The organism is Thioalkalivibrio denitrificans (assembly GCF_002000365.1).
GTDB lineage: Bacteria > Pseudomonadota > Gammaproteobacteria > Ectothiorhodospirales > Ectothiorhodospiraceae > Thioalkalivibrio_A > Thioalkalivibrio_A denitrificans.
Map to the genome: position 1 here is coordinate 8,371 of NZ_MVBK01000112.1, position 12,329 is coordinate 20,699.

Annotated in this window: 10 protein-coding genes; 8 read left to right on the top strand and 2 right to left on the bottom strand. The window is 68.8% G+C overall.

Features of this window, described 5'->3' with window-relative positions; genetic code table 11:
- Positions 1-20: 20 nt before the first annotated feature.
- A complete protein-coding gene (locus B1C78_RS15545) occupies positions 21-419 on the bottom strand; it encodes a flagellar basal body-associated FliL family protein (protein ID WP_245795460.1) in 399 nt (132 codons plus the stop codon).
- Positions 420-513: 94 nt separating this feature from the next.
- A complete protein-coding gene (locus B1C78_RS15550) occupies positions 514-1,332 on the bottom strand; it encodes a M90 family metallopeptidase (protein WP_077280085.1) in 819 nt (272 codons plus the stop codon).
- 144 nt (positions 1,333-1,476) lie between these two features.
- Here B1C78_RS15550 and gshA point away from each other — a divergent pair, with 144 nt between their 5' ends.
- The 8 genes from gshA (at position 1,477) to B1C78_RS15590 (ending at position 12,251) form a co-directional block, all read left to right on the top strand.
- Entirely contained in the window at positions 1,477-3,054 is a 1,578-nt protein-coding gene (gene gshA, locus B1C78_RS15555) for a glutamate--cysteine ligase (RefSeq protein ID WP_077280086.1), read from the top strand.
- 256 nt (positions 3,055-3,310) lie between these two features.
- Positions 3,311-5,305 carry a hypothetical protein gene (locus tag B1C78_RS15560; RefSeq protein ID WP_139349979.1) on the top strand — a complete coding sequence of 665 codons (1,995 nt, stop codon included), beginning with the start codon at positions 3,311-3,313 and terminating at the stop codon, positions 5,303-5,305.
- A gap of 18 nt (positions 5,306-5,323) precedes the next feature.
- Positions 5,324-6,508, top strand: coding sequence for a hypothetical protein (locus B1C78_RS15565; protein ID WP_139349980.1), 1,185 nt, complete (start codon positions 5,324-5,326; stop codon positions 6,506-6,508).
- Positions 6,505-7,077, top strand: a complete 573-nt coding sequence (locus tag B1C78_RS15570) for a sigma-70 family RNA polymerase sigma factor (protein WP_077280089.1) — start codon at positions 6,505-6,507, stop codon at positions 7,075-7,077. Before B1C78_RS15565 ends, B1C78_RS15570 begins: the two co-directional genes overlap by 4 nt.
- A gap of 57 nt (positions 7,078-7,134) precedes the next feature.
- Entirely contained in the window at positions 7,135-7,710 is a 576-nt protein-coding gene (locus B1C78_RS15575; protein WP_077280090.1) for a zf-HC2 domain-containing protein, read from the top strand.
- A 1-nt stretch (position 7,711) separates the two neighbouring features.
- A complete protein-coding gene (locus B1C78_RS15580) occupies positions 7,712-9,079 on the top strand; it encodes a S8 family serine peptidase (protein WP_077280091.1) in 1,368 nt (455 codons plus the stop codon).
- Positions 9,080-9,204: 125 nt separating this feature from the next.
- Positions 9,205-10,524: a hypothetical protein gene (locus tag B1C78_RS15585; protein WP_077280092.1), complete on the top strand. Its 1,320-nt coding sequence runs from the start codon at positions 9,205-9,207 to the stop codon at positions 10,522-10,524.
- Between the two features lie 161 nt (positions 10,525-10,685).
- Entirely contained in the window at positions 10,686-12,251 is a 1,566-nt protein-coding gene (locus B1C78_RS15590; RefSeq protein ID WP_139349981.1) for a hypothetical protein, read from the top strand.
- Positions 12,252-12,329 lie beyond the last annotated feature (78 nt).

A 12,329-nucleotide genomic window follows, 5' to 3' on the forward strand; every position in this document is an offset into this window, starting at 1 on the left:
CAACTGACAACTGACAAATCTCACTGGACCAGAAAGCTGCTGAAATAGATGGCGTTCACGGCGGGGCGGCCGGAGCGCGCCTGCAGAGCCTCGCGCAGGGCGACCAGGGCCTCTTCGCGCAGGGCTTCGCGGTTGGCCGCTTCGCGCACCTCGGAAGGCTCCCTTCCGCTGAAAACCATGATCAGCGTGTCGCGGATGACCGGCATGTGGCTGTTCACCACTTCCTTGTCCGTTTCACTCTCGACCTGCAGGTCGGCGGCGATCTGAAGGTAGGTGGCGCGCTGCGGGTTGGCCAGGTTGACCACCACGGGTGCGCTCAGGGCGACGTAAGGATCGAAGCTGCCGTCGGGCGCAGCCGCCAGGGGGGCGGTGCCTGCCAACAGCGCAAGGGCGGCTATCCATTTGATCAGTGGATGCAAGGCAGTCTCCCGATGGTGAAGATCTATGACTTTGTCGTTGGCCTGGACGGCGTCATCCGCAGGGACGGGCGCCGTTACCGCAACGAGTCCCATTCTATTCACCGGAGGCACTGCGGGGTCGCTGCCCGTCCGGAAATTTCCGCCACGGATCGGTCATCGTCCGCTGATGCCTAGTGTCCTGGTCCTGCCGGTAGAACGCCCGGAACTGCCCGTAGACTTCAGGATAGGCTTCGCAAAGGGTGTGCGGTTCGGCGAAGAAGTATTCGCTGGCAACGGCGAAGAACTCCGCGGGGTCGGTGGCGGCGTAGGGATCAAGAGGCGGCGTCTGGCCTCGGTCGAGCGCGGTGTTGAGCGCTTCGAACGCGGCGCTCATGACCTGAGACCAGACTTTCGTGGACATGTCGGCATGCAGGGGCGGCATGCCGTTGGCCTGCCCGTTGCGCATGTCCAGGGTATGGACAAACTCGTGGACCGCAAGGCCCTCGCTGTGATTGACCTCGTCCCAGGACAGCAGCACCGGCCCGCGCTCCCACGCTTCGCCGCTGTGGGGGCTGCGCTCCACGTGCACCACCCCCGCCTCGTCCACGTACTCGTGTTCCGGCAGGAAATCCTCAGGGTAGACGATGACCGTCACCCACTCGTCGTACCACTCAAGGCCCAGGTTGAGGATCGGCAGACACGCCTGCAACGCGATGTCCAGGCGCATCCCGGCGGTGATGTCGAAACCGTGCGCACCCATGAAGCGCTTATGGTGCAGGAACAGTGTGGCGAGACGGCGCAGGCGGTGGAGTTCTTCGGCGGTCAGGCGCCCGAGCATGGGCAGCGCGCGAAGGCCCGCCTCCCACAGCCGGTCGTCGATGGTCTCGTGCCTGAGGATGCGCTGGTCGCGCCAGGCCTTGATGATCGAGAGCACGGGTCGGGATGGAGGAAAGTGGGAAAGAGGGCGACCATTATGGCGTATGGGGGCGGGACGTGACAGTCCCGACAGCCCCGTCGACTTGTGCGTGCCATGGCCGGGCAGGTATCTTCAGACCCTTTTCCCGTGGAGCGAAACCCCTTGACCGACACATTATCCGGGCGTTTGCAGGGGCTGCTGGACGGCGGCCACCAGGCCCTGTTGCGCGGCGGCCTCATGGGCCTCGAGAAGGAGAGCCTGCGGGTCAGCCCGGAAGGCGGTATCGCGCGCACGCCCCATCCCGTTGCGCTGGGCTCGCCGCTGACCCATCCCTGGATCACCACGGATTACTCGGAGGCGCTGCTGGAGTTCATCACTCCGCCGTTCGGTGAGCCGGGCGAGGCACTGGCCTTTTTGCGTGACCTGCAGACCTTCACCTATCCGCGCATCGGCGAGGAGTTCCTGTGGGCCACCAGCATGCCCTGTGTGCTGGCGGGTGAGGCGGCGATCCCCGTGGCGCGTTACGGGTCCTCCAATCCGGCAAGAATGAAGACGGTCTACCGGCTGGGGCTCGGGCATCGCTACGGGCGGGTGATGCAGGTGATCGCCGGCGTGCATTTCAACTACTCGGTGCCCGACGGCTTCTGGCCCGTGTACCAGCGCCTGTGCGGCGACGGCGGGGATCTTCGTGAATTCATCGACGCCGGCTACTTCGCGATGATCCGCAACCTGCAGCGCCTCGGCTGGATGGTGCCCTACCTGTTCGGCGCTTCACCGGCGGTCTGCAAGTCGTTCCTGGGCGGCAAGCCGACCCACATGCCGGAGTTCAACGAGAACACCTACTACGAGCCCTTTGCCACGAGCCTGCGCATGGGCGACATCGGTTACCAGAACCGCAAGGAGGAGGAGACCGGCATCAAGGCCTGCTACGACAGCCTGGAGGCCTACACGGACAGTCTGGCGTGTGCCATCGACACGCCGTCGCCGGTGTACGAGAAGATCGGCGTGGTGGTGGACGGCGAGTACCGCCAGCTCAATGCCAACATCCTGCAGATCGAGAACGAGTACTACAGTTCCGTGCGGCCCAAGCCTGTGATGGAAGGCAACGAGAAACCGGTGGTGGCGCTGCGCCGTCGGGGCGTGCGCTACGTCGAGTTGCGCTCGCTGGACGTCAACGCCTTCGAACCGCTGGGCGTATGCGAGACCCAGCTTCGTTTTCTGGAAGCGTTCATGTTCGCCTGCCTGCTCATGGACAGCCCGGTGATCGGCGAGGTGGAACGCCTGCAGATCGACCACAACCAGAGCGCCGCCGCACACCGCGGGCGGGACCCGGATCTGAAACTGCTGCGCAACGGCGACCAGGTCCCGCTGCGCACGTGGGCCGAAGAGGTTGTCAACGCCATGGAACCGCTGTGCGCCGCCATGGACGGCACCGATGCGACTCGCCCTTACAGCACGGCGCTGGAACGTCAGCGGGACAAGGTGCTCGATCCCTCCCTGACGCCTTCGGCCCGAATGCTCGCGGAGATGGCGGAGCGCCGGGAAGGGTTCTACGAGTTCGCGCGGCGCCTGTCGCGCGGTCATCAGCAATACTTCCGTGACCTCGTGTTGGCACCTGGGCGCGAGACCCTGTTCGAGGCCGAGGCGCGGGCCTCCATGGAACGTCAGCGCGAGATCGAGGCGGCCGACGACTGCAGCTTCGAGGAATACCTGAGGCGATATTTCGCGCAGTCTGCCTGAGCGCCCCTCGGGGCCCTCGGGCCCCTCACGGCCCCTTGGGCTATAGTCAGGGATGACGATCCGGTATCGGTCCGGATGTGGCGGGGGTGGAAAGGGCCCCGCGATTCCCGTTTTTTCCGGTTTGCTCGCCCGTGTCGGGAGACGCGGGTCTGTGGGCGCGTTGAACCGCCGGGTCGGTCGGTACGACCCAGGGGTGACCGGGGGAAGGGATGCCGCCCGAAGAATGCGGCACCCGCAACAGGGAGGGGTAACCACGATGAGGCGTCTCGCACGGCAGTTCCCGGCCGCGTTACTGGCGGCTGTCCTCATGTCCGCGGGCACCGGCCAGGCCCGTGCCCAGGTGGATCTGGAGCCGCCGCCCGAGGGTTATTACCGGCCTTCGGATGCCTTCTCGTTCGTGGTGCCCGCCGACATGCCACCGGAACGCCTGCAGCGGCTCAGGCTGGCGCTCAACGATATCGATGTCACCGCCTTTGTGCGGCGCGAGGCCGACAGGGCGATATTCTCGCCACCGCAACCGCTGGCCTACGGCACGCACCGCCTGCGCCTGGTGGAACACGCCGAAGACGGCGCCATCCATGAACTGGCCCTGTGGACCGTGCAGGTGCGCAGGAGCAGTGCCTTTCAGGAGGCCGACGGGCGCGCAAACCTGGATCTGGCCCTCAGCAACCGGGTCAGCGATCGACGCCTGGACGGCGGGGTGCCGCGCAACACGGCCCAGGGTGCGCTGACTGCCGAAGGGCGCGTCGCCGACGACGACTGGGCGCTTCGCGGTCACATCGGCCTCCTGCACAACAGCCAGACGGAGTTGATGCCCCGCGACCAGCACGTCGATCTCGCAACCGGGCTGGTGGAGGGGAGCCGCGGGCCGGTGGTGCTGCGTGCCGGAGATCACGCGATTCCCGCCACCGGTCTGGTGATGCGCGATTTCGCCCGCCGTGGTCTTTCGGGCAGTCTGCGCTTCGATGACCTTCGTTCCGAGGTCACCGCGTTCGCCATGCGTACCGAGGCGATCAGCGGCTTCCATCACCGCTTCGGCGTGGGCGACACCGGTCATCGCACCGACGGCGCCATGTTGAGCGTCGCACCGCTGACCGACCGGCCCGAGCGCCTGCAGATCCAGGTCCTGTACCTGGACGCCAGCGGCAGCACGGTGGGCAGCGGCACGGAGGGCGATACCGAAACCAGCCGGGGCAATGCCTCCTCCGTGGCCGTGGACAGCCTGCTGGGCGAGCAGCGCTGGCGTCTGCGTGCCGAGCTGGCACGCAGCAGCGCACGCTTCGACGAAGCGGCGCCGTCGGTCAGCGAGTCCGACACCGCACACAGCCTCCTGGCCATGTACACGCACCCGCAGCACCTCGCCAACGGCGCGGCATTCAACTGGCATGCCGGTGCGGAGCACACCCTCGTGGGGCCCTGGTTCTTCAGCCTCGGCAATCCGGCCCTGGCGGCGGATCGACGGCTGGTACGCGCTTTCTCGGGGTTTCAGTGGGGCGGTCTGGGGATCAACGGGCAGGTGGCCCGCGAGCACGACAACGTGGACGACGATCCGAACCTCCCCCGGCTTCGCACCGACTACCTCACGCTCGGCACCCAGTACACGCCTGCGCTGGTGCCGCGTGAGGAGGGCATTGCGCGCCTGTTCAACCAGCCGAGCCTCGCCTTGGTCATTCAGGACATGGCGCAGCGCTATGACCGTGTCCCCGCGGCCTTTGGAGGTGACGATGTGGACCAGGATACACGCGTGATCCACGCCGGCCTGCGTTTCGTGCCCGGCACCTGGGCCTGGGATGTGAGCCACACCTTCACCCGATTCGAGAACCACGCCGGCACCCAGCCGGACTACGACAACGGGCTCACGGAACTGGGCCTCGACGTCATGGTGGGGGACCGCTACAGCCTGCGGCCCCGGGTGCAGTACAACACGCTGCGCGACAGGGACAACGACACCACCACCCGTACCACCACCGCCGGCCTGGGGGTGTGGGCGGCACTGGTGCCGGGCCGGGTGGACGTCAGTCTCGACTACAGCCTGAACCGGACGAAGGGCGGCGACGACTCAGTGGATACCGACACACAGACGGTGACGGGCATGCTCAACTGGCAGCTGCGTACACCGCGTGAGAACCGTCCCGGCATCTCGCTTTTTGCCAGCGGCAGTTACCAGGACAACGACAACGGGGCCGGCATCGGGAATGACGTGTACCAGCTGTTTGCCGGCATGCGCATCGGGTGGCCGGTGTCCTACTGAAAGGCGAAGGGAACTCACATGAAACGATCATTCGGATGGCTTGTGCTGCTCGTGACCTTTCTGCCGGTGGGGCCCGCCTGGGCGAATCTCACCGGCGCCTCTGTGGCGCCCGGGAACCTGAGCGCGCCGTTCAACCGGCCTGCCACCCTGACGCTGCGCTGGACAGTGACGGCGGGCAGCGCCCCCGGCCCGGTGGAGGCCCGGTCCTCCACCTTGATCGTCACAAGTCCCGGCGGGGGCATCGTGCTCGGTTCCGTGCCTCGCAACCTGCGGGGGTCGGTGCCAACGGGCGGCAGTACGGTGATCATGGAGACGGTTCAGCTCCCACGCAGCCTGATGCAGACTCTCTTCCGGGCGAGGGATCCGGGCGGCAATCGCTTTACCCATTTCGAGGTTCGCAGGGAGTTCACCGACCCTGCCAGCGGGGTCACTGTCGCATCCGCGCCCGCAAACCTGTACCTCACCGGCGGCGCCGGTGGCGGCCTGTTCGACATCGCCCGCCTGGCCCTCTATTTCGACGACCGGAGCACCGTGCGGCTCGTCCCCAAAGGCGATGCCCTGCACGCGGTGCTCGACATCCAGTTCACCGGCAGCGGCCAACTGGCCGGAGTCTGGGAACTGGCCGATCCCGCCTCCACCGCGGGTCGCCCCCTGTTCCGGCCCCTGCGCATGGAACGGACCTCGCTGGTGGGGGCGCAGAATATCCGCATTGAGAGCCCGGAACTGCCCACGGAACGGGAGGGCGCCTACCTGCTGCGTTTCCGCATCACCGATCCGCCCACCGAGTTCGAGTCGGTACTGATCCGTTACGTGGTCACCAGCGATGCGCTGCACCGGCAGCCGCCCGTGAACCTGCGTCCCGAGGGCCCGGCGAACGGGGCACTGGTGGATTCGCACACCGTTTTCGCCTGGCGCGCCGACGGCCCCGTGAGCGCCTATCAGGTGGAGATTTACCCGCATGCGCCGGGAGTCGCGGCGGGTTTGCCCGTGCTGGGCGGGCCCGTGGAGCCGCCACCGGTGGGCGTGGACGAACCCCCGATGACCGGCATGCTGGTGCCCGGCGACACGCGCTCCACGGTGCTCTCGGGCCTCGTGCTTGAGCGCCTCGAACCGGGGCGCGGCTACTGGTGGCGGGTGCGCGCCATCGGCGCCGACGGCGGCGTGATAGGCGAGAGTCCACTGCAGGAGATCCGTACCCCGTGAACGGGGAGAGCGCCCTGGCGCCAGATGCCGAGGACACCGCCCTGCTGGCGCGCATCGCCACCGGCAGCGAGGCGGCCATGGGGGTGTTCTATCACCGCCACGAGGCGCGCGTGTACGCCTTCGTGATGCAGCGTCTCGGCAATGCCGCCGATGCGGCGGAGGTGCTCAACGAGGTGATGCTCGAGGTCTGGCGAAGCGCGAAGCATTTCGCCGGACGCGCCAAGGTGACCACCTGGCTCCTGGGCATCGCCCACAACCGCAGCATCGATCTCCTGCGTCGCCGGGGCCGGCGCGCCGCGGACAGCCTGGATTTCGATGTGGTGGATGACCGCCCCGACCCGGGCCCGGCTGCTGTCGCCCATGCCCAGAACGGCGAGTACATCCGCCGCTGCATGCACGGGCTGCCGGAGGCGCAGCGCCAGGTGGTGCACCTGACCTTTTTCGAGGACCTGCCGTATGGCGAGATCGCCGAGATCCTCTCCATCCCGGAGGGCACGGTGAAGACCCGCATGTTCCACGCACGCAAGGCCCTGGCGCAGTGCCTGGAGCAACTGGGGGCACGCCCTTGAACCCCTGCGCCCTGCGCAACGACTGATCGGGTAAGTGACCGCGATACGAGACAGACCATGCCGGAATCCACTGAACAGCATCCCCGCGAACTCCTGCCCTGGCTGGTGAATGGCACCCTGGACGGGGCCGAGCACGAGGCGGTGAGCCGTCACGTGGCCGCGTGCGCGGCGTGCCAGGCGGAGGTGAGCCTGCTGCGCGCCATGCGCCGCGGCGTGAAGGCCGTCGAACCCGCCGGGGCCGGGGAGCTGGGCTGGCAGCGGCTGCGCCGCGGCCTGGGCGGTCAGGTGCGCACGGTGACGCCGCGCTGGGTGATTCCGGCGGCCATGGCCGCGAGTCTGGTGATCGTCGCCCAGGCGGCGTTGCTGGTGACCCGGGCGCCGGAGACGGTCCGCTACGAACCCCTGGCCGACCCCGTGCCAACGGAGGTGCTGGCCCAGGTGCGCTTCACGCCGGAGGCCAGCGAGGCCGACCTGCGTGCCCTGTTGCGCGAGGCGGGTGTGCGCATCGTGGACGGGCCGAGCGCCGCGGGCGTGTATCGCCTGGCCGTGGAACCGGATCGGGATCCGGAAGCCGCGGCGCGGGTGTTGCGCGAGCGATCCGACCTGATTCCGCACTTCGCCCTGGAGCGGTGAGATGGTTCGCCTCGGTCCATGCCTGCTGATTGTGTTTCTCTCGGCGGGTACGGTCTGGGGCCAGGGCTTTCAGCAGCGGCCGCCTCCGGATGAACCTGCCGAACCCGGATTCCGGCAGACCCCGGGCGCTCCCGCGCCGGGCTTCAGGGCGGTCACGCCGGGCGGTGAGCCGGGTGATCCGCCCGCCGAGGAAACTGAAGCGACCACATCGCCCGCGCGCCGTCCCGGGAGCGGCTCCCTCATGGGGCGTTCGCTGCCGCCTCCGCCTGACCTGCCCGGGTTCGGCGTGCGTCAAGCGGTCGCCGGGCAGCACGAGCCGGACGAACTGCTGGTGGTCTCCGCGGATCTGCCGCAGGCCCTGGAGGTGCAGCAGCTGGGTGCGCAGATGGGCCTGGGTGTCAGACGCCGCAACGTGCTGCAGGGTCTTGGGCTCGTGGTGACCGTCTTCGGCCTGCCCGAGGGGATGACGCCGGAGGCGGCCCTGGAGACCCTGGCTGGGCGGGCACCGCAGCTGTGGGCGGACCTCAATCATCGCTACACGCCGCAGTCCGTGGACGCGCCGGGTGATCTCTCCGCCCGGCTCATGGACTGGCCGGAGGTGCGCGGCGACTGCGGCAGGGGCACGCGCATCGGCATCCTGGACGGTCCGCTACCGGAGGACCATCCCAACCTGGCCCGGGTGCGCCTCACCCGACAATCCTTCCTTCCCCGGGGCGTGACCGTACCACCCCCGGATCACGCTCTGGCGGTGGCCGCCATCCTCGCGGGTCAGGGGCGGGGGCTGGTGCCGGGCGCGGAACTCTTCCACGGGGAGGTGATGCGGCTTCGGGACGGGCGCCACACGGACACCACCGTGGACCGCCTGGTGCAGGGTCTAGACTGGCTGGCGCTTCAGCCGGTGGACCTGGTGAATCTGAGCCTGGGCGGGCCGCGCAACCGGGTGGTTCAGGCGGCGCTGGAACGGCTCATGGCGCAGGGCATCGTGGTGGTGGCCGCCGCCGGCAATGCCGGTCCCCGGGCGCCGCCGCTGTATCCGGGCGCCCAGGACGGCGTGATCGCCGTGACGGCGGTGGACGCCGACGGACGACCCTACCGCAACGCCGCGCGCGGGGACCACATCGCCTTTGCCGCCCCCGGCGTGGATCTCTGGCTGCCGCGCACGGACGGCCATGCCCATGTCTCCGGAACATCTTTCGCCGCACCGCACGTGACCGCCGCCTTGGCGGCGGGGCGGGCTGCGCACCCGGACGCCGACTGGTCATGGCACGTCACTGCTTTGGCGGAGGCTGCTAAGGATCTCGGTGAACCGGGCCGCGACCCGGTCTACGGCTGGGGGCTGGTCCGGGCCTACGCGTCCTGCGGCGGCTGAGTGCCGGACCGGGTGCAGGCACCGCAGTGAACCGGTTTCGCGGAGGCATCGACACAAGGGTGTCGAAACCGCAAACAGGAACGGTCCAGGGGCCATGCCCGCTCGCCGCTCCGAGGAGGTGAGTCATGAAACACCATCACAAGTTGATCCCCCGGATCGTTGTTCCCGCGGTGTTCCTCGCGCTGCCCGCCCTGGCCCATGCCGCCGGCGGCAGCATTGGCACAAGCCAGGGCAAGCTGCCCAGCGTGGAGGTGGTTGGCAACGGCGTCGAGTACACCGGCCTCAAGCCCGGCATCGGCGGTGCCTGGCAGGCGGACCTGTCCATTGGCACCTGGGGCGCCGCACGCATCAAGAGCTGGAAGGTGTGGCCCGTGGTGGAAGGCGGCATCGGCCTTCCGGAGTTGAATCTGAGTCTCTTCGCGGCCTCGCAGAGTTACTCCGTGGGCAACCGGCCCAAGAGCGTCAACAAGCCGGTGGGTGAGATCTTCCCGCTCAGCCTGATCGAGGCGCACGCGGTGGCCCGCTGCAACATCAACCGCGACGTACTGAGTTCACAGGGCAAGTCGAATGCGGAGATCTTCGGCCAGACGCACGTGCTGCAGTTCTCCGACCTCGGGTTCCGCAAGGAGGTGGACCTGACCATCGGCAACAAGAACGTCATCACGGAAGGCGAGGTGCACCACTACACCGTCAGCTGCCTCGCTCACGACACCACGCCCCAGATCCCGTCCGCGGGCGCCATCGCCTCGCCGTTCCAGGTGACTGGTGCGTCGCTCTCCGTCTCTCCCGGCCAGAAGGTGCAGGCCACCTGCCCGGTGGAGCTGACCTTCAACGGCATGATCCAGACCTCGGGCACCGTGCCCACCACCGTGCAGTACCGCTTCGAGTGGCCCACTGGCGAGAAGTCCACGATCTTCTCCGTCCACGTGGCCAACCCGTCCGCCGGTGCCCCGGTGGCTCACAAAGTGGAGATACCGCTGCCATCGGCGGCCGTGCCCGGGCCGCAGGGAGGCGGCGGCGCCGCCCCCGGCGGCTTCGCGCAGCTTCAACCGCCCCCGCCGCCGCCCGGACCGCTCCCCGAGGGCGTTCCGCCGCAGCCCGCCGGCCCGCAACTCCAGGGCGCGACGCTGCCCGCCAACGAGCACAAGAGCAGCGTGCGCCTGGTGGTCCTCTCCGCCGCCAACGTCAAGTCTGCCCCCGCGTCCTATCACATCGTCTGCGAACCCCGGGTGCGCCCGGGGGTGGCCGGACCCGGCGGAATGGCGGTTCCGGCCACACCCGAGTTTGACCGGGATCCCGATCGCCCCGTAGTGACAGGGACCGTGCCCAATCGCGAGCAGACGGCGCCGGCACGCCGCGCGACTGACAGAGCGGGACAGACCGGTGAGACCGACCCGCGCGGTCGACCCGACGGCGAGGTGCGCGAGCGCACGCCCGAACGATGATTCCAGGGTCCGTCGCCGGTCCTGCTCCGTGACGTCGGCGGGCGCGGATCGGCGATGGACCGCGGCAAGTGACCCGCCCTGGCGGGTACGGCAGTCGGCAACGGCCGCGCAGGCCGGCCAAGGGCCGGAGGAGGTGTGTCATGTACAGCGATGATCCTGGTTTGAATCCTGATTGGTGTGCACGTGGGGCGCCGGGCCCTGCCCGGGTTCTCACCCTGCTTGCACTGCTCGCGGTGTCTTCGTCCGCATGGGCCGGGAAGGTGGAGCTCATCGACATCCAGGAGGACCTGTCCCAGTCCACCATGACGGCGGCGGGCCTGAACACCCAGTACCCGGTGCCCGGGCCGGTGATTAAAGTGTTGTCCCATGACGGCGAGCACTACCACGAGGCCCAGGGCGGTACCCTGGACTTCGGGGTGTGGGCCCAGTCCATGTGCTCATTCGGTTCCCTGGACAGTGAGGTGAAGCTGGAGATCGGGCCGCACAGCGAGGTGCTGGCCTCGGGTACCGGCGGAAGTTTTTTCGCGGACCTGATCGCCGGCAAGCAAGTATCCGTTACGACCGCCTACCAGTCGCCGTCACTGCCGCACTCGCCGGTGGCGGCCTGCAACAACCGGCTGGTGCAACTGGAGAATGCCGGGGTGCCCCGCTGGCAGGCCCTGCAGGAAGGTTTCGCCATCCAGGTGGACAACGCCTACTCGGCCAGGCTGCGGGTCAGCTGCGGTGCGGTGATCGTGGGCACGGACGAGCGCACCGCACTCCTGCGCGGTTGGGTCCACTGCATGCCTTCGGCCCTCGCCGAGGCCCCGCCCGAACCGCCGCCCCCGCCCCCCGAACCGGGCGCCGCGGACCTTCAACAGCCCTTCGGGGTCACCGCGGCCTCCGTGTTCCTGCCCCAGTCCATCAAGACCGCGGCCTGCCCCACGCAATTGCTGGCCCAGGCCAATATCACAACCACCGGGCCCGGGACGGTGCAATACCGCTGGGTGCACAACAACGCCGAAGGTCCGGTGGCGAGCGTGACCTTCCACCAGGGCGGCACCGCCAAACTGGAGACCCACCTCACTGTAGGCGCCCCGGCACAGGGCGGATTTGCGCCCACCCCCGGAGGCGGAACCGGCGGCGGCTTCGGCATGGTCCAGCAGCCCGGGGGGGAGAACCAGGTGCAGGGGTATGTGCGCGTGAAGATCGTGGACACGCCCGGCGTGCAGATCTCCGATGCGGTCCATTACACGGTCACCTGCGACGCCACCCATGGCGCCGACGGCCTGGCAGCCACGCCGACGCCGCAGCCCCCGCCCATGCCCCAGGTATCGCTCGGGTCCGGGCAGCTGGGGGTACCGGCGCAACCGCCGTTGCCGGGCAGCGCCCGTGAGGCCGCCCCCGCGGGTTCGCGGCAGATGGCGAGGCCGGCGGAGCCCGTCACGCCGGCCGGCCGGCCGGATACACCCCGCGCGGCCGTGGCGCCCCGCATGACACCCGCGGCACGCTGCCCGTTCGAGCGCGAGGCCATGTGCCGCGTGGGTGGTGCCTGGCAGAACTGCTGCACCCTGAGCGATGCCGGCCGGATCATCCCGCCGGCGCCCGCCGATCCGCCCGCCTCCCTGCGGGTGCCCCTGGCGGACAGTGCCTGCGTGCGCCGCTGTGCCTCAGCGGGGCAGGGCGATGAACGGGCACGTGCCGCGTGTTACGAGCGTTGTTCGGTACCGGGGGCACAACTGCCTTGAGGGCCGCGCCGATCGCGGGGTAATCCGACGCCGCGCCCCGACCGCGATTCCCTGTCGTGGTCGGGGTGAGACATTGCG